Here is a 22,791-nt window from a genome sequence, read left to right on the forward strand (position 1 = left end):
TTTACTGTGACTAGAATAATTATCCTATAGTTTGCTTATTATTTTTTTAGCTTTATTGATGAAAATTTTAATCCACAATTATGTTAATTAAATTTAGTAGAAACTTTATTTTACTCGGATTGCTAATTTTAGCTAATAGCTTATATGCTAAAGTTAAACCAGCAGCTATTTTTACCGACCACATGGTTTTACAGCAACGAACTGAAGCCAGTTTATGGGGTTGGGCGAAGCCATCTGCTCAAGTAAAAGTGATTACTTCTTGGAATAAGCAAACTTATTTTGTTAAGGCAAATGATATTGGTAAATGGCATTTAAAGGTAAAAACGCCCGTTGCCGGCGGGCCATACAGCATATCTTTTAATGATGGCGATCAACTCATTTTAAGCGATATTTTAATTGGCGAAGTTTGGTTATGCGGTGGACAATCCAATATGGAGATGCCGATGATGGGCTATAATGGCCAGCCGATTCTTGGTTCAAATAATGGAATTTTAAAGTCGAAAAATTATAATTTGAGGTTATATACAGTTCCCCGTTCATCAACTACCGAAAAACAAAATGATAGCAAACCATCGCAATGGAAACTTTCTAACCCAGAAAATGTGGCTTCGTTTAGCGCAACAGCCTACTATTATGGCGCACTGCTTAACGAAATTTTAAATGTTCCCATTGGATTAATAAATGATAGTTATGGCGGTTCTACAATAGAAGCTTGGATGGCATCAGAAGATTTAACCTCGTTCCCCGAAATAAAAATACCAGCTAAAACGGACAGTATTAAAGAGCTGACCCAAACGCCGACAACCTTATATAACGGTATGATTTACCCGATAATTGGTTATACTATTAAAGGTGCAATTTGGTATCAGGGCGAATCAAACTTTGGCAGATCTAAACAATATGAAGATTTGTTCCCTAAATTGGTAAGTAGCTGGAGAAAAGCATGGGGTATTGGCGAGTTTCCTTTTTATTACGTACAAATTGCGCCTTTTAAGTATTCTAGTACAATTAATGATTTATCATCAAAAACAAATTCTGCATATTTAAGAGAGGCACAAAGAAATTCTTTGTCAAAAATTAATAACAGTGGCATGGCTGTATTAATGGATATTGGCGAAGAGAAAATTATTCATCCCTCGCATAAACAAATTGGTAGCGAAAGGTTGGCATATTTGGCTTTAGCTAAAACCTATAATGTTAAAGGTATTGGTTATGGAAGCCCGAATTTTAACAAGCTTACTATAGACAAAAATAAAGCAGTGGTTTCTTTTGAAAATGTACAAAATGGTTTAACAGATTTTAGCAAGGGTTTAAATTTGTTTGAATTGGCTGGGGCCGATCATAAATTTTATCCCGCAAAGGCTACCATTGATGGAAGTAATGTGATGCTTACTGCTGATGAGGTAAAAGTTCCTGTTGCAGTTAGGTATGCTTTTAAAGATTTTGTGGTGGGCGATTTATTTGGTAACGATGGTTTACCTGTTTCATCATTTAAAACGGATGATTGGGATTTGTAAACTCATCATCAATTAATAAATTGTTAAACTAAACAGGAATAAACCGCGGTCATTTATAGCTCAATATTAAAATATTCTAAATTTTATTTGCACATGAAGCACTACGATGCAATAATAATAGGTGCTGGCCAAGCAGGTACACCATTAGCAAAAAAGCTGGCAAAAGCCGGAAAGAAAACCTGTTTAATTGAGCAACGATTAATTGGTGGCACCTGTATAAACGATGGCTGTACGCCTACAAAAACGTTAATTGCATCTGCAAAAGCTTTACATTACTATAAAATTGCAAAAAAGCTTGGTGTCGAAATCCTTCAGCCGAAAGTAGATTTTAAAACCATAATGAAGCGCAAAGATGATTTGGTGGACTCCTTTAGGGCATCGGCACAGCGAGGCGTTGAAGAAACTAAGGGTTTAACGCTTTTATTTGGTGAGGCTAGTTTTATAAGTAAAAATGAAATTAACGTTAAGCTAAATGATGGCGCTGAATCTAAATTAACTGCCGATTGGATTTTTATAGATACCGGTGCAAAAACTGTTATTCCTGATATTGAAGGAATTCGGGAGATCGACTATTTAACATCTACATCAATACTCGAATTGGAAGAAGTGCCAAAACATTTGGTAATTATTGGTGGCAATTACATTGGTTTAGAGTTTGGGCAAATGTTTAGTCGTTTTGGAAGTAAAGTGACTATTCTCGAAAAATCGAACAGAATTGTACACCGAGAAGATAACGATGTTTCGGAAGCATTAACTGAAATTTTAGAAGATGAAGGTTTAAATATTTTTACAAAAACTAAAATTGCTAAAGTTTCGCAAAATAAAAAAGGTGTAATAACCATTGATGTGGAAGTAAATGGCGAAATGAAAAAAATAACTTGTAGCCACGTTTTAGTGGCTGTGGGCAGAAAACCCAATACCGATGCTTTAAATTTAATTAATTGCGGCGTTAAGGTTGATGATAAAGGAACCATTCTCGTAAACAAAAAATTGGAAACCAATATTAAAAATATTTGGGCACTCGGCGATGTAAAAGGTGGGCCTGCTTTTACACACATTGCGTATAACGATTATACCATTGTTTACCGAAACCTTATCGAAAAAGCGAACCTTACAACCGATAATCGGCCCGTGCCATATTGTGTTTTTACCGATCCTCAATTGGGTAGAGTGGGGATTACGGAAGACGAAGCGAAGAAACAGAAATTGGATTATAAGGTTGCGGTTCTCCCAATGTATGTTGTTGGTAGGGCTGTAGAAACTGGCGAAACACTTGGCTTTATGAAAGCTGTGGTGGATGCAAAATCGAAGAGAATTTTGGGAGTTGCTATTTTGGCAGATCAAGGTGGAGAAATTATGAGCGTTTTGCAAATGGCAATGCAGGGTGGAATTACTTATGAGCAGATTAGATATGGCGTTTTCGCACACCCAACCTATTCTGAAGCGCTAAATAACCTTTTTATGAAACTTGAAGATTAGCGGATGGTTGAAATACAAAATCTAACTAAAAACTTCGGACAAACTTTAGCAGTTGATAAAGTTTCTTTTGAAGTTAAGAAAGGTGAAAACTTAATTATGTTGGGTACAAGTGGTTGCGGAAAAACGACCACTTTAAAAATGATTAACCGATTAATTGAGCCAAACCAGGGTGAAATTTTTATCAACGGAAAAAATATAAATGCTCAAAAACCTGAACTTTTACGTCGGAAAATTGGCTATGTAATGCAAAATACGGGGTTGTTTCCACATTATACAGTTGAACAAAATATTGGTGTTTTGCCACAGTTACTAAAATGGGATAAGAAAATAACACGACAAAAAACCGAAGAACTTTTAAATAAACTGCATTTGCCCGAAGCCAGTTTAACCATGTATCCCAATCAACTAAGTGGCGGGCAACAACAGCGTGTAGGTTTAGCTAGGGCTTTAATTGCCGATACCGAATTACTTTTGATGGACGAGCCTTTCGGTGCGCTGGATAATGTAACCAGAAACCAAATTCAAAAAGAATTTAAAGCACTGCCCGAATTTCAAAATAAAACCATCATTATGGTTACCCACGATGTGCAAGAAGCTTTTGAACTTGCCGATCGCATTGTGTTAATGGATAAAGGTAAAGTTGTTCAAATAGGCACACCAAAAGATTTATTATACCGACCTATAAATGAGTTTGCTGAGCAATTTTTGGATGCACAAAGGTTGGCATTAGAACTCAAAATTGTATCCTTAAATGATCTTTGGCCGTATTTGAGTTTAAATAATTTAGCGTGCACCACCTCAATATCTTCATCAATAAATGTTTGGGATAGTATGGAGATGATTCGGAAATCGGATCATTCTTGTTTTCAGGTTTCAAATACAAAAGGAGAGAAGCGGGATATAGATTTTCAGGTTTTAACGCAGGCATTTAATCACTTTCAAATCGCGCAAGCTAATGAACGAACATAGACAAACCTTGTGGGAATTTATGTCGGCAGAATCTGATAAGTTAATTACTCAAACTTTTCAGCACATTGGTCTTACCTTTATTTCCCTATTTTTTGCGGTTGCGATTGGTCTTCCTTTGGGTATTTACATTGCCAATAGAAGGAAATTTGCAGGCCCAATTTTAGGTTTCGCGGGCGTATTGCAAACTATACCGAGTATTGCGTTATTGGGTTTTATGATTCCGCTTTTGGGTATTGGCGCTAAGCCAGCCATTGTAGCTTTACTAATTTACGCACTGCTTCCCATCATTAGGAACACCTACACGGGCATTATTGGGATTGATGGTAACATTATCGAGGCTTCGAGAGCGTTGGGAATGAACAAATGGCAAATTTTATTTAAAGTACAACTGCCATTGGCTATGCCTGTAATTTTTGCGGGGATTAGAACTGCCACGGTTATTAACGTAGGCGTAGCAACGTTGGCATCTTATATCGCCGCAGGTGGGTTGGGCGAATTTATTTTCGGAGGGATTTCTCTGAATAACACTAACATGATTTTAGCAGGCGCAATTCCGGCTGCTATGTTGGCTATTTTGTTAGATAATCTACTTGCACTATTGCAGAAAATGAATTTCAAAAAGCTTAAAAAAGTACTCTATATTTTTCCAATAATCATTGTTTTATTAGCGTCTTTTTACGCACTTCCATCAGCTTATGGCACTGTTTTAACGGCTGGGTTTACACCTGAATTTATGGGCAGACAAGATGGAGATTTAGGTTTACGATCTAAATATGGCCTAAAAATCCACACCATTGTCATCAGCGATGCGGTAATGTATAAAGCCGCTTTCGAAAAAGAAATTGATGTAATAAGCGGTTATTCTACCGATGGACGGCTCAAGGCATTCGGTTTGAAGATTTTAAATGATGATAAGGGCATTTTTCCTCCGTATTACGCGGCGCCGATTGTGAGTGAAAAAGCGTTAACAAAATTTCCTCAATTAGAAAGTACGCTTAATTTATTGGCTGGTAAAATTACCGATTCTGTTATGACGGATTTGAATTATAAAACCGATTATCTCCATCAAACACCAGAGAAAGTGGCAAAAGATTTTTTAGTGAAGATTGGCTTATACAAACCATCAAGAGATGTAAAATTAGGCGTAGTAAAAATTGGGTCTAAAATTTTTGGCGAACAATACATTTTAGCCGAAATGTATTCGATGCTTATTAAAGGTAACACGGCTTATGATGTTTCGACAAAAACAGGCTTGGGCGGTACCAAAATTTGTTTCGATGCACTGATGAATGATCAAATAGATTTTTATCCAGAATATACCGGAACGGGATTATTGGCAATTTTAAAACCAGATGCAAAAACCATCGAAAAAGTGGGGCGCGATAAAGAATTAACCTATAATTATGTGAGTAGCGCGTTTGAAAAACAGTTTAAAATTAAATGGCTAAAACCCATCGGCTTTAATAATACGTATGCATTAATGATGCGCAGGAAACAATCAGGCGAAATAAATGTTAATACGATTACTGATTTGAAAAAATATTTAGATAGAAATTAATGAATTTGGTTGAAGATTACTTAAAAATACGAAAACATTCAGAAGCAATTTGTGAACCACTACAAACAGAAGATTATGTGGTGCAACCAATTGATGATGTAAGTCCGCCGAAATGGCATTTGGGGCACACCACTTGGTTTTTCGAAACCTTTATATTAAAACCGTTCGCTTTTAATTATGCAGTTTTTAACGATCAGTACAACTACGTTTTTAACAGTTATTACGAAACCATTGGCAATAGAGTTGTAAGAACAGATCGAGGAAATTTAAGTCGCCCGAGCGTTGCAGACGTTTACAAATACCGAAATTACGTTGATGAAGCGATGGTTACTTTGTTAAGTTCTGAAATTTCTAACGAGGTTTTGGAACTTTTAATGTTAGGTTTTAATCACGAACAGCAACATCAAGAGCTTTTACTTACCGATATAAAGTATATTTTGGGCAACAACCCTTTGTTCCCGATATATTCAGAAAATCACGAAGAGGTTTATCTAAAAAATGATTTACCTAATGAAATGATTTCTATAAAAGAAGGGGTTTACGAAATTGGATACAATGGCACAGCTTTCTGTTTTGATAACGAACTGAATAGGCACAAAGTTTATTTAAGCGAATTTGCTATAAGTTCGGCTTTAGTTTCTAATGCAGATTTTTTAGCTTTTATGAACGACGGTGGTTATCAAAATTTTAATCATTGGCATACAGAAGGTTTGGCGTGGGTAAAAACCAATCATATTAATGCGCCAATGTATTGGTATTTAATTGATGGAAACTGGTTTCAATATACTTTAAACGGATTAGTTCCTTTAAAAATGGACGATCCATTAACGCACGTGAGTTACTACGAGGCGTATGCGTTTGCAAGTTGGAAAGGCTTGCGTTTGCCGACAGAATTTGAATGGGAAGTAGCTTCTAATCTGTTTAAGTGGGGCGAAAGATGGGAGTGGACCGAAAGTGCATATTTGCCATATCCTGGTTTTTCTAAAGCACCCGGCGCAATTGGCGAATACAATGGCAAATTTATGGTTAACCAAAAAGTACTGCGTGGCGCATCAATTGCTACGCCAAAAAACCACAGTCGCCCAACGTATAGAAACTTTTTTCATCCACATTTAAGATGGCAGTTTACAGGAATTAGATTGGCTAGATAATTTTATTTTATGAATACATTGATACAAGAAAAGCCGACGGCGGTTAATACACAGTTTTTTAATGATGTAATTGTTGGATTAACTGCTGAACCGAAATCGCTAAGTTCGAAATATTTTTATGATGAAAGGGGTGATGCCATTTTTCAACAGATTATGGAAATGGAGGAGTATTATCTTACAAATGCAGAGATGGAAATATTCGTTAGCCAATCGGCTGCAATTTGCGAAGCGATTGCTAAAGGCGATGAAGCCTTTGATTTGATTGAACTTGGTGCAGGCGATGCGACAAAATCTATCCACCTTTTAAAAGCATTGATAAACAGAGATTTGGATTTTAGTTACCTTCCTATTGATATTTCTGCGCATGTTATTGAAGATTTAGAAGCAAATTTGCCTTTACAACTTCCAAAACTCAAAATAAAGGGCTTTAATGGAGATTATTTCGAAATGCTATCTCAAGCAAATAAATATTCTAACAGACGAAAAGTTGTGCTCTTTATGGGTGCGAATATTGGGAACATGAGTGTGGAAGATGCACAGCTTTTTTGCGAAAAACTTCGCAAAAATTTATCTAAAGATGATTTACTGCTCGTAGGTTTCGATTTAAAGAAAAATCCTTCGCAAATATTAGCTGCCTACAATGATAAAAATGGGATAACCAAATCGTTCAATTTAAATTTATTGGCACGGATGAATAGAGAATTGCAAGCCGATTTTGAAGTCGATAATTTTGATCATTATGCGTGTTACGATCCGCAATCAGGCGCTTGTAAAAGTTACTTGATTAGTTTAGCAGCACAAACTGTAACAATAAATGATAAAGTAATCCATTTCCAAGAAAACGAATATATTTTCATGGAAATTTCTCAAAAATATGCTTTAGCAGAGGTTGAAAAATTGGCTAAATTTTCTGGTTTTAATATGACTCAGAATTTCCTTGACGATCAAAATTATTTTGTAGATACCATTTGGAAGGTAAGTGAGTAGTTATAAATATTGATCTATAACGCTTAAAAGTTTTGTTAAATCCTTTTCGGTATTATAGAAATGAAAGGCAAACCTTAATCCTGTTCCTCTTTGCGAGCACAGGATTTTTTCGTTTTCTATTGCATCGGTCAGTTTACTAATTGGCAAATTTATGATAGGTGATTGTGTATCTGCATCTGAATTTTTTTCGGTGAGTAACCCTCGAGTGCAGAATTCCATTCTTGCTTTTTGAGACAACTCTTGAATGCGCTTTTCTATATAATCTATGCCGATTGACTCTAGATATTTAATGCCTTCGTTTAGTGTCCCGAAATTTAAAGTATCTAAATGGCCGGGTTCAAAACGCATCGAAAGATAGTCTTTGCCGTAAAGGTTGTTTAAAATGACAACTTTAGCGCGCGCTTCGTAAAGTGCTTTTTTCATTTGGTTTGATAAAAGTACATAACCATTTCCATAACCGCCTAACAACCATTTATAACCCGAACCGACTAGCGCATCTAAACCAGAATTTTCGAAAGAAAACTTTTCGGTACCGCAAAATTGTGTTCCATCAGCAACAATTAATAAATCGGGGTAAGTTGATTTTAGCTTTTTAATAAATTCTAAATTGATTTTGAAACCGCTAATGTATTGGACTAAACTCAGCGCAAAAATGGTTGGTTTAAAGTGATGAATGGCATCGATAATTTCGGCCTCTAATTCGTCATTTATTTCGACTTCGAAATACGGAAAACCATTACTTATTACCTCGTTGTTGATATTTGGGTAATCTTCTTTCAATAATAAAAACCTGTGCGAATTGGTTAATCCTCCAATTAAAGTATTAAAACCGAATGAAAAATTTGGTACTAAATATACTTGCGCTGGTTCAGTAATAAAAAATCGAGCAAGTGTAGACCTTAATTCATCGAGAATAGAACCATTTTCAATTCTGAAGTTACTTGCTCCGTTTAAAAAAAGCGCATCATGGTCATGCCTCCATTTTGCGGTTTCGATAGATAGCAGTCCGGAATATGCAGTGTTTAAATAGGTAAACCTGTTAAGTATTGGGAATGTATTTTCGAAAGTCATAATCAAATTTAAAGTAAAAATTAAAATTTCTGCGGTGTTTGTTACTATAATTATTAAATAATTGAAGGTTAAATTTGGTTAATGATACAGTTGTATTACTTTCGCTAATCATAATGATAACTAATGAAAAATAAATTAGAAACCTTATTAGCTTCGTTGAAGTTGCAAACTTCTACATTTTCGGACGTAGTTGCACACATCGAAAAGTATTACGAACACCAACCCACAGCATTTCGAAATGGTAATGTTTATAATGAATCTTCCCAAAATCAAGGTAGCGCCAAGGTTTTTGCATTTGCTAAAATAAATCACTTAAACGTTGATGATACTTTGAGTTTATTTGGCGAGCACTATCAAGCAGTTCTTGCTAATCCCGATGGAACAGATCACCAGAACATTAGGCAGTTTATGGTGAATGGATGGGCGGGAATTACATTTGAAGGGAAAGTACTAACTGAACGAGAATTATAATTTTTTCTCGCGCTTTTTTACTCTCCTCCTTATTGTCAAGGAAGGGGTGTGTAGGTTTGGAGCGTTGGGAGGGGTGGTTATTTCGCGTGCACAACCAATTCAGAGATTTCTCCTAATGTCGAAATGACAAATTCCCTAAAGATTGTCGATTTTGCTTTTTACTCCCCTACTTATTTTCAAGGAGGGGGTGTGTTGGATTTAGCGTTGGGAGGGGTGGTTATTTCGCGTGCACAACCAATTCAGAGATTTCTCTTACTGTCGAAATGACAAATTACCTAAAGATTGTCGATTTTGTTTTTTACTCCCCTCCTTATTTTCAAGGAGGGGGTGTGTTGGGTTTAGCGTTGGGAGGGGTGGTTATTTCGCGTGAGCATTCCAATTCAGAGATTTCTCCTAATGTCAAAATGACGAATTACCTAAAGATTGTCATTTTTGTTTTTACTCCCCTCCTTATTTTCAAGGAGGGGGTGTGTTGGGTTTAGCGTCGGGAGGGGTGGTTATTTCACGTGAGCATTCCAATTCAGAGATTTCTCCTAATGTCGAAATGACGAATTACCGAAAAATCCCTATTTCCAGATTTCTAATTTCGGAGGATTTTGACCTTCTTTTGAGGATATTGACAGTTCTCTTCCTTTATCCTCATCATCGCCCATTTGCCTAGTTTCTCTAATTAAAACAAAAGTAACTGAAGTATTCACATGTTTTTTAAGAATATCGGTTACGTCCAAAGTCTGATTTTCTTTTGTTTTAGTGAAAGCCAGTTCTCCTGCAACAAACGCTTTCGTACCAACGGCTTTCAATAAAGCTTCCTTTCCATCCAAAAGAGGTGCATTTAGCCAAGTAAGTTCATTTTCTTTCCAATTTGTATTCGGAATTGCATACACATGAATCCTAAAAGGTCTATCTAAAATACTTACAGATCCGTTTACGGTTAAGAAAGCACGCTTTGTATGGTCGAAATCTTTTCCGATAAATTGGATGTAACTAACCTCATTCTTTTCTGGTGAGCCAGCATTTAGCTGAACATTTAATGTTTTTTGGGTTCCGTAATTTTTGTTGATAAACTTATCTGCAATAACCGTAGCATCTGCGTTTGCACTAAGTGTAGTTTTGGTTAATTTCTTTGTTGGGATGGTAAGTAACGTTACACTTTGGTTTCCTAGAGTGATTTTCAATCTTCCATTCGCATCCAAAGTTGGCATTTCAGTAACCGATCCATATTCCGTCGGACTAACGGTTTCGGCACTAATTGGAGTATTTACATCAATATTTAATGCTGATAAATCAATCGTTAGCTGATCTTTATATTCTCCACGTTGCACCAACCACATATAGTAATTGCCGGTTTGTTCATCAAACGAAGTGATGGAATCGAAATTTTCATCAACAACGTTCGATTTCGTTTTAAAAAGTGGGCGTTCATTTTTGAAACCTTTTGCAAAAAGCCGAACAACTTCTCCGGTACGCTGAATTCCAGATATGTCGAAGTCCTTTTGTTTCGGATCAGGATTATATTTAGGATCAAAAAGTTTAATTTCTCTAACTTTTATTGGTCCAGCTTCGGCTGTTATAAATCTAATTTTCGAAGTTTTAACTGTACTTTTAAATAACATGTAAAGCTGCGCAAATTTATTTTCTTTTGCTGTGCCACCTTTTATATCAACCCAAGTTCCATTATCGTCATATTGTAGTTTAAAATTTCTAATACGGTCTGGCGCAGTGTAAACACCTCCATCACTACCCGTATATACAATTGCACTACCGATGTTTTTACTTTGTTTTAAATTAATTTCTAGCCATTTTTCTTTTTCATTTCCGTCGGATGTCCACGCAGCGCTATCGGTTTTTACGCCATCGGTAATAAATTTACCGTTTGTTCCGTTAAAAGTAGTTACAGGCATATTGGCGGCTAAATTAACCATACCATCTTCTACAACGCGTTTTCCTTGCCACGTAAAATGGTGACCAGATTTTACACCTTCGCTGTATGCATCAGAAGTGGTATTCGAAAATTTAAAGGCCCACATTCCATACGCTTGGTTAAGTGTATTATTGGTATAAATTCCTGCCCATTCGGTAAATAAAGAAGGCGAATCCATCGTTTCTTCCTTATCGATTAAATATGAGTTCATCCATCGGCCAAGCTCGGTAAAAACAATTGGTAAAGCTTTGTGGTCTGGATGGCTGTCTTCGATAATTTTTCTAATGTCGTTCACGCGATTTGTATAACCTCCGGCCGGAGAATTATATGAGTGAGTAGAAAAAATTTCAATTAAATCATCCTTTACTTTTTTGCCATGATAATCAGTTTTAATTGCTTGCATCACAGCTCTCCACCATTCGGGGTTATTGCCAGCGGTAACGGGGCCAACCATTTCGGCTTTTAAATTCTTATTGTATTTTAAATTTACATCGGCAATGGCACAATGAATGGCATCCGATACAATTTTCATTCCCGAAATCCATTGACTTAACGTCATTCCAGATAAACGGTGATTAGGCTCATTTTGCATGGCGAACATCGTTACATCGCCCGTTTTAGCGGCGTAGTAAGCCAATGCATAAAAACGTTGCCATTGTTGCCATTTATTGCTCCAAGTATCATTAAAATCAATGTTGCCAATTTGAATTACTGGATCAATTTTAAGTCTTTTAAGCTCCGTTAGCGCATAATTAAAAACCATCGGATTGGTGCTGTTTTTTTCGGGTTGACTATAAATTGGTAATAAAGCATCCCATTTCAAATATTTGTTTGCTTCAGGGCTTTTCCTCAACTCGTTTTTTCGTTGGTCAAACTCAATTACCGAATTTAAGGTTTTATCAACTTCTACAGCAGTAACAGGCACATAAGTATTTAGAGTTGTCCAAATACGTAAGCTGTTTACACCAGAATATTCAATCCAGCCAGATGCGTTGCTGCCTGGCATATAATATCCTTGGTTATAACCCACATATTTCATGGTTTTACCGATAACTTTTGAATCAACTTTTACATTAATTTGCTGGTCTTCAGTTCTAATTTCTTTCTTTGCTAAAAGGTCTGTATTTAAAACTGGAGCGACGTTTTTGGTTTCAGTACCCATCACCATAAATTCCATAATGCTTATCGGTTCACCATCATCGCAAACCATACGCACTCTAAACGTATTTAACGGAGATGGAAACTTAAACTTTACTTCGTTCAACCTATTTTCATGCACTTCTGCATTAGGAATATCGGTCCAGTTGGCATCGTCCCAATATTGTATTTTAAAATTCTTTGCCGACCAAAACCCAGCTGCCTTACCCATTTCTGCAGGCAATTTTTCATTTTCGGGGATGCCAGTATAAATAATAATTTCGTTGATGTTGCAATAATTTGGAAAACTGATCTCTAAAATATGTGGTGGTTTAACATCTGCCGACATCCATTTAGAATTTCTGTTTATAATGCCATCAACTGCATTCTTCGCTGGGAATAATGGATTTTCAGAATTAGCAGTTACGTTTCCTCCTAAAGCTAAATTTTTATCTTGGGCAAATAATATATTGCTGCATAAAATTAGCGCAATTAAAAATATATTCTTCATGTTAATTCTTTAAGTAGGTATTTCAATTATAATTTCACTATTCTTAAACCATTTAAAATCGGCTCACCTTTAATTGGTGTAAAAACGATATCGATTGGCCCATTCGTATCTACAATATATTTTTTATTGATGGCAACGGCAAATCCACTTTCATTAGCGAGATCAAATTCCAGTTCTACTTGTTTTCCATTAATGGATACGTTAAAAACTCTTTCTCCCCGCTTAATTTTATTCGGCTCGGCAAAGCAAAGTTCAACTTCATATCTTCCAGGCTTAACATCTAAACGGTAACCACTTAAATTATTTAAATAACTGTAATACAATGGGGTATCATTTGTATGGGTAATTAAAGATTTAATACTCAAATTTGAAGGATTGCCTTTAATGTAACCATAACTGCCTTTAGTATAGGGTTGATCGTTAATCCAAATTTGCTCACTATCATCAAAATATTGTGTGTTGCTGCCCACGTTTATAGCCATATTGGTAAATCCATCATCAAACGTATTGTTAAAGATTTTATATTTTATTATCACTTGATCGGAATAATTTACACCGTTTAAATTCCCGCTTGCATGGATAACATTTTCACCGTTTTTTAATGCAACTTGCCAGCTTATTTTATTTACTTCATTGCCATTTTGGGCTGGATATTTCTTGCCATTTACCGTTAATACCACATTTTTTAAGTTCGAATACACATCAATTGTCGATGTTGCATTTGGTTTTCCACCACGAGATAACCAATCTCTTGTCGCGATATAAACCATCGGTTCGGGGTTCCAATTTGCTTTGTATAGGTAATAAACGTCTTTCTTAATTCTATCCCAAGTTACCATGCCCTTGTGGTTTAGGTGCGACATTGTGCCGCCAACATTGGGTTGAGAGAAATCGAATTGATTCCAGATTGCAGTGCCCGCTAAATAGGGGCGCTGTTTAATTTGTGCCAAATAAGATTCGTGAAAATAGCGTTGGTAAGCACCAGAAAAATCAAGTCGTTGCGGTTTTTCGGCATTAATTTGTAAATCACTTTCGGCGCCGTATTCGCTCACGAATAAAATTTCATTTGGATTATCTTTATGTTTTTGATCAAAAGTAGGGCCAAATTCTTCTACTTTACCACCGTACCAACCATTGTAAATATTCCACGAAGCAACCTGTGGTATCTGCGGAAGCTTAATTTTATCATAATCGCCACTCATGTGCATCGCCATTGTACTATATCTGCTAGCATCTTCTTTTCTAACCGTGCTATCCATCGTAACGGCAAATTTATGCACTTGGTTAAGGTAAACTGTATCTTCTTGCACTTGGATACGCTCATTGCCCTGACTCCACAATAAAACCTCATTCATTGATCCCCATAGAATAATTGAGGGATGATTGTAATGTTGTCTAATCATCTCTTTAGCCATATATTGCGCATTTGCAGTAAATTCTGGCGTTGGGTTCATGTTGTTAACTACCGGTATTTCCTCCCAAATAAGTAAACCCATTTGATCTGCTAAACGCAACACTTCGGGGTCTTGTGGGTAATGCGCCAACCGTAAAAAGTTGCAACCCATGTCTTTTATAATTTTCAAATCGCGGTAATGGTCCTCATTGGTTAATGCCGAACCTTTTCCTTTCAAATCTTGATGCCTATTGGTGCCTTTTAAAATATATTTTGCGCCATTCAATGAGAAGCCAGTATTCGCATCGAAACTAAACCACCTAAAACCTACTTTGTTGGACAATTGGTCGGTTACTTTTCCATTTACTAAAATTTGAGTAATTAAAGTGTATAAATAGGGTGTTTCTGGACTCCAAAGTTTGGGATTACTAATTGTTGGCAACGTAACTGAGAAGGTTGAACTACTATTTCTTACTACTTCGGATGTGCTTTTCTGCTTGCCGACTACATTTCCATTGGCATCGTAAAGTGTATTTGCAATTTCAAAATCAGCATTTGCATTACTTTGATTTTGAACAGTACCCTTTACTTCTACCAAAGCCATATCTTTATTAACCTTTGGCGTAGCAACAAAAAGGCCGGTACTGCCATGATCAGCGAAATTAAAATGAACCTGCTCGTTTGCAATTAACCAAACATCGCGATAAATACCACCATACATTGCATAGCCAACAGAAAGTGGCGGAATGGAAAAATCGGCAGCATTGTTAACCTGCACGGCAATCACATTTTCCGATCCATCAAACTTCACATATTTACTGATATCGAAATTAAAGGCCGTGTAACCACCTTTGTGCTGTCCTACAAAATTATTATTTACATATACATCTGTAACTTGGTTCGCGCCTTCAAAATAAATAAAAAGACGCTTATTTTTTAATGATTCATTAAGTACCAAGCTTTTTCTATACCAACTAATGCCACGCACATACGTTGCATCGTCATTAAAAGGATCGGTAGCATTCCACGTATGAGGTAAATCTACTCTCTTCCAATATTTATCATTTGCCGTAATTGTACTTGCAAACTCCAATCCCTTTGGACTGAATTTCCAATTGTCGTTTAGCGAAAATTGAGTTCGTACCGAAACTGTTTCTTGGGCATAAATATTGCTACAAGTAAAACTGATTGCTATGGAGAGCAGAAAGTGTTTGAACTTCATAATTTTGAGTGATATTTGATGTTGCAAAATACTTTTAAGGCACTACTTAAATACACGACAGATAAAGCATTTATACATTGCATTTGATTAGAATATCCATTACAAAGCTTTCTATGCGTTTTTATTAAAATTGCTGTTACATCTATCAAGTAAAAATGTTTCAATTGCCGTGTTTTAAACACTTAGATTTTTTTAATTTTAGTTATTGATTAATTGCCATAAGGAAATGAGAATTCATAAATTTATTTACACAATTGTACTTTCAATTTGTATTGCCTTAAGTTGCGATGCGAAAATAGTGCTCCCCGGCATTTTTGCCGACCACATGGTTTTGCAACAACAAGCTGACGTTTGGATTTGGGGCACTGCAAAAATTAGTGCTGCGGTTAGTTTAACAACATCGTGGAACGGAAAAACTTATACATTTAAAACCGACCAAAAGGGTATTTTTAAAACTAAGGTGAGCACGCCCAAAGCTGGCGGCCCTTTTAATATAGTGATTAACGATGGCGAAAAACTAACTTTAAACGATGTATTGATAGGGGAGGTTTGGGTTTGTTCAGGTCAATCCAATATGGAAATGGCTTTGCGTGGCAATTCTTCGCCAATATTAAATGCAGCACAAATAATTCTCAATGCTGATAATGATAAGTTAAGGTTATACAATGTTGCAAAAGCTGTAAGTTTAACACCGGTTGCCGATTCTAAAAGCGCGTGGTTGCCATCTAACTCCGAAAGTGCACGTAATTTTAGTGCTTTGGCATATCAATTTGGAGATATTCTACAAAAGAAATTAAAAGTTCCTGTTGGTATAATTGTTTCGTCGGTTGGAGGTACCATGATAGAGAGCTGGATGGACGCAGAAAGTTTGAAGCCTTTTCCAGAAGTAAAACTTCCGATGGGAGCGGATGCCGAAAAACCAACAGCAAAAATGCCAACAACTTTATATAACGGAATGATTGCGCCGATTGCTGGCTTAAATATTAAAGGTTTTGTATGGTTGCAAGGAGAATCGAACAGGCATGAGCCAGAATTATATGCCAAACTATTACCAGTATTGATTAAACAATGGCGATCGGCTTGGGGCATGGGCGATTTACCATTTTATATTGTGCAGATTGCACCATTTGGCTCATCAGACGTGACCAGAAGTGGCACAAAAATTAGAGAAGCACAATTAAATACAAGTAATGAGGTGGCCAATTCTGGTTTAATAGTGGCTATGGATGTGGGCATGGAAAACGATATTCATTACATGGATAAAACAACTTTGGCTTTGCGCACAGCGTATTGGGCATTGGGAAAAACTTATGATATTAAAGGCATAAACTTCCGCTCACCAGCCTACAAATCTATGAAAATAGAGGGCAATAAAGCGATTTTAACATTTGGAAATGGCAACTACCTCACTTCTTATCGTAAGCCAATTACGCAAATGGAAATTGCTGGCGAGGATCAAAAATTCTATCCTGCGCAAGCTGTAATTTTGGCAAATAAAATAACGGTAAGCAATGAAACTGTTAAAAACCCAGTAGCGGTACGTTATGCGTTTAAAGATTGGGCAGTAGCCGAAATCTTCAATAACGACGGTCTTCCGGCTTCATCTTTTAGAACAGACAATTGGTAAAAATTATGAAAAAATTTCTTTTCCTTATCCTACTCAACGCAAGTTTTCTTTACGGTTTTGCGCAACAAACACAAGTTATAAAACTATGGCCAAATGAAGTACCAGGCGAAACACAGCCTAAACATGCTGCTGAAGAATATTTAGCAAATAAAAATGGCAATGTGCACCGAATTAGCAATATTACCGACCCATTATTGCAAGTTTTTAAACCAACCGTTAAGGCAAATGGTGCAGCAATTATTATCTGTCCGGGCGGTGGTAATAAATATTTAGCGCTTGATATAGAAGGTGAAGAAGTTGCGCATTATTTTGCCGATCGGGGTTACTTAACTTTGGTTTTACAATATCGTGTACCTATGAAAACTTTAGGGTCTTTTCAAGATGTGCAGCGTGCCGTAAGATTGGTGCGAAGTATGGCTTCAAAACTTGAAATAGATTCAAATAAAATTGGTGTGATGGGTTTTTCGGCGGGAGGTAATTTGGCTACGCGTGCCACAACAGGGTATAATAAAGTTTCGTACCCACATATAGATTTGGTGGATTCTGTGTCTTGTCGCCCAGATTTTTCCCTGCTAATTTACCCGGGTTCTATGAAAACGCAAACGGGCGCATTAATTCCAGAGGTGGTGCCTACTGAAAAAACACCACCAGTTTTTATTTTTGCAGCGGCCGACGATCAATTTAAAGCGCCGTTCCCTTTGGGCCAAGCTTTGATAGATTTAAAACTGCCGTTCGAATTTCATGTAGTGCCAAAAGGTGGCCATGGTTATGGTTTAAGAAAAGGAAACCCTGCAGCAGAAGCATGGCCAAAACTAGCAGAGAGTTGGTTGGGTAACATATTGATAACAAAATCTAATTAAACCCAGTCTTTATTAGTTTTAACTCACAAAATACTTAAATTGTAGGCTTTTGTTAATTAATCGCAATCTAAATTAAGATTGGCCTATTTATGAAACTTTTTCGTTATCAGTTTTTCTACTTTTTTATAGGATTACTATTGTTAAACTTTAATGTTTTTGCCCAACAAAATAAGTTGGCTTTTAAACACTATAGCACAAACGATGGTTTATCTCAAAATACCGTTTTTTCTATCATTCAAGATCGGCAAGGGTTTCTTTGGGTCGGGACGGAAGATGGTTTAAATAAATTCGATGGTTATGATTTTACGATTTATAAGCACGAAAATAATAATGAATATAGCTTAAATAGCAGTAAAATAAACGTTTTATTGGAAGATAAATTTGGCACTATTTGGGTTGGTACTGCTAATGGATTAAATTTTTACGATAAAAGTAAAAATCGTTTTGTTCGGGTGCCGGTGGTTGGCGGTAAAAGTGGCGAATTAGATTATTTTGTAACTTCATTATTAGAAGATTTTAAAGGTAATTTTTGGATTGGTACTTTAGGTGGTTTTAAGCTTTATGATAGAACCTCGAAAAGGCTAACCAATTTCTACAGCAACAATATTCAAAACCCTGCCGATTTAAATAAAGTTAGAACAATTTTCGAAGACACAGCACATCATTTATGGATTAGTATTGGCAACGATTTGAGGCTTTTTGATCCCGTAAAGAAAACGTATTTAAGCCTACCACCTGCAATAGAAGCAAATTTGCAGTTGCGTAATGGATCCGTTAAAGTAATAAAACAAGATAAAAGTGGTAACTATTATTTCGGTACCGATGGCGAAGGTTTATTTCGTTATAATGTTAACAACCAGCAATTTATAAATTATAGGTACGATCCTTTACAAAAAAATAGTATAGCTGGGAACGTAATTAGAGATTTGTTCTTTAAATCAGATCAAGAACTTTGGATTGGCACCAGAGATGGATTAAGTGTACTACAAACCAATACCCAAACCGTTACCAATTATCAATATAATAAGTATGATGATAATTCCCTAAGTCATAATTCCATTCGGCATATTATGAGCGATAATGCTGGCAATTTTTGGTTGGGTACTTTTTCTGGCGGCTTGAATATGTATAGTCCACAAAACGTAAATTTTACCACGATAAGTGAGCAACTCGCAGATAATCCAGGCTTAAATTTTCCTGTTGTTGGCGCAGTTATAGCAACTAATGATGGGAAAATTTGGGTGGGAACAGAAGGTGGCGGTTTAAATTTTATCGATCGAAAAGCTGGTATTTACAAAAAAATTAATATTGCTGGCGGTAAACATAATATTATAAAATCTCTTTTTAAAGATGGCGAAAATACCATTTGGATAGGTACTTATGATGGTTTGGTGGCTTTAAATATTGCTACTGGCGCAACAAAAGAAATAAATTTAGTTCGAATTAGCAAAACCGCAAATCGACAAATTTTTGCGATTACCAGAAACGAAAAAGGGTTGTGGGTGGGAACCGATGGACAAGGTTTGGTCTTGCTAGATAAAAATGGCGGCTCAACCAATTATGTGAAACAAAAAGGTAAATTAAGCGGTAATACCATTTTTAGTTTACTAAGCACCGCCAATAATGAATTGTGGATTGGTACCGAAAATGGATTAAATTTTTTATCCAATGCTGGTGATTTTAGGCACTTTGAGTATGATGGCAATAACCCTTTTAGTATTAACAATAATGCGGTAAATGCAATTTTTAGGGATTCGAAAAACCGACTTTGGCTGGGTACTAAAGGTGGTGGTCTCAATATTTTGGATCAAAAAACCAACAAATTCTATTCAATCTCTGCAAAAAATGGATTATCTAACGATTTTATACATGCAATAACAGAAGATAAAGCTGGTAATATTTGGGTAAGCACCAACCGAGGTCTGTCGGAGGTTGCACTACAAAACTTTGCTTTTCCGCTATCGCCGAAAATGTATTCAGTAAAAAATTATGCCATTTCAGACGGTTTGCAAGGCAATCAATTTTCAGCTAATGCTGTTGCAGTAACCAAAAACGGAGAAATAATTTTTGGAGGAATTAACGGGTTGACAACTTTCTTTCCCTCCAAAATTATAAAAAACACCTATAAGCCAAAGGTTGTGCTTACCGAATTGTTAATCAAAAATAAAATTGTAAATCAATTAACCGAAGACTCACCACTTACAGAAACTATTGGAGAAACAAAGAAAATAACCTTGTCGAGCGATCAAGCTTTCTTTAGTTTAAAGTTTGCATCCTTAAACTTCATCAACCCAAGCAAAAATAGCTATGCGTATAAATTAGAGGGGTTTGAAGATGATGATTGGCATTATGTAGATAATCAGCGGATTGCGACCTACACCAACTTAAACGCGGGAAAATACGTTTTCAAAGTAAAATCTGCCAACAATGATGGCGTATGGAATGAAACCCCAACAACATTAGAAATTGTGGTGTTGCCACCGTGGTTCGAAAGTTGGTGGGCGTATTTGGCTTATGCAATCGTTATCGTTGGCCTACTTTATCTCTATTATTCTTACTCTTTAAAAACAGCATCGCTGAAAAATGAGCTGGTTTTAGAATCTCGAATACGGGAAAATGACTTGGATTTATACCAACGGAAGCTTAACTTTTTTACCAATATATCTCACGAAATTAAAACGCCATTAACACTTATTCTCTCTCCGCTAGAAAAATTGTTAGATAGCAATACAGGTAACAATAGAATGCAAAATCAGCTGATGCTGATGAAGCGAAATGGCGAGCATTTGGTGCGGTTAATTAATCAGTTGTTGGATTTTAGAAAATTTGAGAGTGGTAAAATGCTTCTTCAAGCCTCAGAGGGAAATATTGTACGCTTTGTAAGAGAAGTTGCTTTTGCTTTCGATTCGTACGCAACCCATTTAAAAATAAAATTGACGGCAAAATCTACTCAAAAAAGTGTGAGGCTTTGGTTTGATAGGGATAAGTTTGAAAAAATAACCTATAACTTGCTTTCAAATGCTTTAAAGTTTACTAAACCGGGTGGTGCGATTACCATTTATATTGAGGAAGATAAACTAGATAGTAACGTTGGCTTCGTATCTATAATTGTTGAAGATAATGGTTTAGGCATACCTAAAGAGAATATCGATAAAATTTTCGATCAGTTTAGCCATTATGACAAAGATGGATATAATAGGTATGGTTCTGGCATCGGATTAACTTTTACCAAAGCATTAGTAGAATTACATCACGGTAGTATTACGGCAGAAAGTACAGAAGAAAATGGGAGCGGAGCAGGATTAACACGTTTTACCATTAAAGTACCATTGGGTAAAAATCACCTTCGGGAGGATGAAATTATTGCCGACTATAAAGATAGCGAAAACATTGAGGCTTATCAGTTAGCGGATGACGCGCCAATTTCTTCAGCCTTATTGGATGCAACGCGAGAAGAAGTTATTTCAGCCAGAAACGGTGAGGTACCGATTTTGTTAATTGTTGAGGATAACCATGAAGTGATGCGTTTCTTAACTTCGCATTTTGAAGATAGATTTTCGGTTTTGACTGCCGTTAATGGGAAGGAAGGAATTGAGAAAGCGATTTTAAGTTTACCGGATATTATTATTAGTGATGTGATGATGCCCGAAGTGAGTGGCACCATTTTGTGCAGCACTTTAAAGCGTGATAACCGCACAAGTCACATTCCGATCATTTTACTCACTGCCAGAACGCCTTTAGTGTACAAAATAGAAGGTTTAGAAACCGGGGCAGATGATTATATAACTAAGCCCTTTAGTATTAAAGTGGTAGAAGCAAGGGTGTGGAATTTATTGGCTTCGCGCCAACAGCTTAGAGAAAGATATAAACGTGAGGTTACGTTGCAACCAACAAATATGGCAATTACGTTGCCCGATGAGCTTTTTTTAGACAAAGTGATGGCATACATAGAAAACAACATGGCCGAACCTACGCTAAGTGTAGAAGAACTAGGTAAAGAAGTTTTTATGAGCCGGGTAACTTTATACCGAAAAATTAAGGCCTTAACCAATCAAACTACAATAGAATTTATACGGTCGGTAAGACTTAAAAAAGCACACCAATATTTAGAAACTGGAAATTATAGCGTTAGCGAAGTTGGCTATATGGTTGGCTTTAGTGATACTGATTATTTTAGGAAATGTTTTAAGGAGCAGTATAATAAAACACCAAAAGAGATTTCTAAAAAGAACAAGAGCGGAGAATAGGGAATAGATTAGTTAAGTACTTAGTAACCAATTTATTCCCAATAAAACCATCTAGATTATTTATTGTGTTTATTAAAAAAACGTATCGTATAGTAAGTATAGATTCAACACCAAAATAATTGCAGATATTAACCAGATTGAAACCTTTAAAATAGGCTTATTTGCAAATTGACCCATTTTAATTTAAATGGATTTGTTTATTCACTAATTTTGCGCTAGTTTGCTTAATCATTTCATAAGTTTCATCTTTTAAAAAATCAACTTTTAGTGGTTGATTGGTTTTATCATGAAAATCTACCAAGGTTAATATCGCCTTCTCCCAATTTTTAATGGCTTGCTGGTACATTGCTGGTGAAATACCATCTCTCATACTCAGCATTTTTAAATGCCAAACATTGTAGAAGAAATATTCTCCCGCCTTTTTTAAATCGCCAATTATCCAATAGTTGTTGGCAATATTTAAGCAAGAAACAAAAAATGGCGAAGCAATCTGGATATTCAGATTTTCTGCATCTTCTACATTTCTAATCATGCTTTCGCTAAAAAAAAGTGCTTGTTGATAAAACTGCAAGGCAGCGTTATGTTCGCCCTGTTGATAGAGCAAATTACCTTTCTCAGTTAAATTACTCCAATTTCTTTCTGTATTTTTAAATTCTGAATACGACATATT

General features: G+C 36.1%; 14 protein-coding genes. 10 read left to right on the top strand and 4 right to left on the bottom strand.

Annotation, left to right across the window (positions count from 1 at the left end; genetic code table 11):
• The first annotated feature begins 80 nt into the window (after positions 1–80).
• The 6 genes from EZJ43_RS09940 to egtD all read left to right on the top strand — a co-directional run bounded on the left by EZJ43_RS09940 (position 81) and on the right by egtD (position 7,661).
• Complete coding sequence (locus tag EZJ43_RS09940) at positions 81–1,517, top strand: sialate O-acetylesterase (protein ID WP_133262562.1); 1,437 nt, start codon at positions 81–83, stop codon at positions 1,515–1,517.
• Positions 1,518–1,610: 93 nt separating this feature from the next.
• Entirely contained in the window at positions 1,611–2,996 is a 1,386-nt protein-coding gene (locus tag EZJ43_RS09945) for a mercuric reductase (protein ID WP_133262563.1), read from the top strand.
• Between the two features lie 3 nt (positions 2,997–2,999).
• On the top strand, positions 3,000–3,965 hold the full coding sequence (locus tag EZJ43_RS09950) for an ABC transporter ATP-binding protein (protein ID WP_133262564.1): 966 nt from the start codon (positions 3,000–3,002) through the stop codon (positions 3,963–3,965).
• A complete protein-coding gene (locus EZJ43_RS09955) occupies positions 3,952–5,523 on the top strand; it encodes an ABC transporter permease/substrate-binding protein (protein WP_133262565.1) in 1,572 nt (523 codons plus the stop codon). The genes EZJ43_RS09950 and EZJ43_RS09955 overlap by 14 nt, the downstream gene beginning before the upstream one ends.
• Positions 5,523–6,674 (top strand): ergothioneine biosynthesis protein EgtB, encoded by a 1,152-nt coding sequence (gene egtB, locus EZJ43_RS09960; protein ID WP_133262566.1) that lies wholly within the window; start codon positions 5,523–5,525, stop codon positions 6,672–6,674. The genes EZJ43_RS09955 and egtB overlap by 1 nt, the downstream gene beginning before the upstream one ends.
• Before the next feature lie 9 nt (positions 6,675–6,683).
• Entirely contained in the window at positions 6,684–7,661 is a 978-nt protein-coding gene (gene egtD, locus EZJ43_RS09965; protein ID WP_133262567.1) for an L-histidine N(alpha)-methyltransferase, read from the top strand.
• Here egtD and EZJ43_RS09970 read toward each other — a convergent pair whose 3' ends face one another.
• On the bottom strand, positions 7,662–8,732 hold the full coding sequence (locus EZJ43_RS09970; protein ID WP_133262568.1) for an aminotransferase class V-fold PLP-dependent enzyme: 1,071 nt from the start codon (positions 8,730–8,732) through the stop codon (positions 7,662–7,664).
• Positions 8,733–8,855: 123 nt separating this feature from the next.
• On the opposite strand from EZJ43_RS09970, the gene EZJ43_RS09975 reads away from it, so the two are divergent.
• Positions 8,856–9,203, top strand: coding sequence for a HopJ type III effector protein (locus EZJ43_RS09975; RefSeq protein WP_133262569.1), 348 nt, complete (start codon positions 8,856–8,858; stop codon positions 9,201–9,203).
• Between the two features lie 566 nt (positions 9,204–9,769).
• Here EZJ43_RS09975 and EZJ43_RS09980 read toward each other — a convergent pair.
• On the bottom strand, positions 9,770–12,772 hold the full coding sequence (locus tag EZJ43_RS09980) for a discoidin domain-containing protein (RefSeq protein WP_133262570.1): 3,003 nt from the start codon (positions 12,770–12,772) through the stop codon (positions 9,770–9,772).
• Between the two features lie 26 nt (positions 12,773–12,798).
• Entirely contained in the window at positions 12,799–15,387 is a 2,589-nt protein-coding gene (locus tag EZJ43_RS09985) for a glycoside hydrolase family 2 TIM barrel-domain containing protein (protein WP_133262571.1), read from the bottom strand.
• A gap of 226 nt (positions 15,388–15,613) precedes the next feature.
• Between EZJ43_RS09985 and EZJ43_RS09990 the strand changes: the two genes are divergently transcribed.
• The 3 genes from EZJ43_RS09990 (at position 15,614) to EZJ43_RS10000 (ending at position 22,121) form a co-directional block, all read left to right on the top strand.
• Positions 15,614–17,014, top strand: a complete 1,401-nt coding sequence (locus EZJ43_RS09990; protein WP_133262572.1) for a sialate O-acetylesterase — start codon at positions 15,614–15,616, stop codon at positions 17,012–17,014.
• Between the two features lie 5 nt (positions 17,015–17,019).
• Positions 17,020–17,874 carry an alpha/beta hydrolase gene (locus EZJ43_RS09995; RefSeq protein ID WP_133262573.1) on the top strand — a complete coding sequence of 285 codons (855 nt, stop codon included), beginning with the start codon at positions 17,020–17,022 and terminating at the stop codon, positions 17,872–17,874.
• An 89-nt stretch (positions 17,875–17,963) separates the two neighbouring features.
• Positions 17,964–22,121: a hybrid sensor histidine kinase/response regulator transcription factor gene (locus EZJ43_RS10000; RefSeq protein ID WP_133262574.1), complete on the top strand. Its 4,158-nt coding sequence runs from the start codon at positions 17,964–17,966 to the stop codon at positions 22,119–22,121.
• Between the two features lie 178 nt (positions 22,122–22,299).
• Here the strand turns inward: EZJ43_RS10000 and EZJ43_RS10005 are convergent, their stop codons facing one another.
• A complete protein-coding gene (locus tag EZJ43_RS10005; protein WP_133262575.1) occupies positions 22,300–22,788 on the bottom strand; it encodes a tetratricopeptide repeat protein in 489 nt (162 codons plus the stop codon).
• Positions 22,789–22,791: the final 3 nt, after the last annotated feature.

This window comes from Pedobacter changchengzhani, assembly GCF_004354365.1.
GTDB classification, from domain to species: Bacteria; Bacteroidota; Bacteroidia; order Sphingobacteriales; family Sphingobacteriaceae; genus Pedobacter; species Pedobacter changchengzhani.

Bases quoted from the DNA above. Each gene is read 5' to 3' on its own strand.
- EZJ43_RS09940 (WP_133262562.1), top strand. From the start codon at position 81: ATGTTAATTAAATTTAGTAGAAACTTTATTTTACTCGGATTGCTAATT.
- EZJ43_RS09945 (WP_133262563.1), top strand. From the start codon at position 1,611: ATGAAGCACTACGATGCAATAATAATAGGTGCTGGCCAAGCAGGTACA.
- EZJ43_RS09950 (WP_133262564.1), top strand. From the start codon at position 3,000: ATGGTTGAAATACAAAATCTAACTAAAAACTTCGGACAAACTTTAGCA.
- EZJ43_RS09955 (WP_133262565.1), top strand. From the start codon at position 3,952: ATGAACGAACATAGACAAACCTTGTGGGAATTTATGTCGGCAGAATCT.
- egtB (WP_133262566.1), top strand. From the start codon at position 5,523: ATGAATTTGGTTGAAGATTACTTAAAAATACGAAAACATTCAGAAGCA.
- egtD (WP_133262567.1), top strand. From the start codon at position 6,684: ATGAATACATTGATACAAGAAAAGCCGACGGCGGTTAATACACAGTTT.
- EZJ43_RS09970 (WP_133262568.1), bottom strand. From the start codon at position 8,732: ATGACTTTCGAAAATACATTCCCAATACTTAACAGGTTTACCTATTTA.
- EZJ43_RS09975 (WP_133262569.1), top strand. From the start codon at position 8,856: ATGAAAAATAAATTAGAAACCTTATTAGCTTCGTTGAAGTTGCAAACT.
- EZJ43_RS09980 (WP_133262570.1), bottom strand. From the start codon at position 12,772: ATGAAGAATATATTTTTAATTGCGCTAATTTTATGCAGCAATATATTA.
- EZJ43_RS09985 (WP_133262571.1), bottom strand. From the start codon at position 15,387: ATGAAGTTCAAACACTTTCTGCTCTCCATAGCAATCAGTTTTACTTGT.
- EZJ43_RS09990 (WP_133262572.1), top strand. From the start codon at position 15,614: ATGAGAATTCATAAATTTATTTACACAATTGTACTTTCAATTTGTATT.
- EZJ43_RS09995 (WP_133262573.1), top strand. From the start codon at position 17,020: ATGAAAAAATTTCTTTTCCTTATCCTACTCAACGCAAGTTTTCTTTAC.
- EZJ43_RS10000 (WP_133262574.1), top strand. From the start codon at position 17,964: ATGAAACTTTTTCGTTATCAGTTTTTCTACTTTTTTATAGGATTACTA.
- EZJ43_RS10005 (WP_133262575.1), bottom strand. From the start codon at position 22,788: ATGTCGTATTCAGAATTTAAAAATACAGAAAGAAATTGGAGTAATTTA.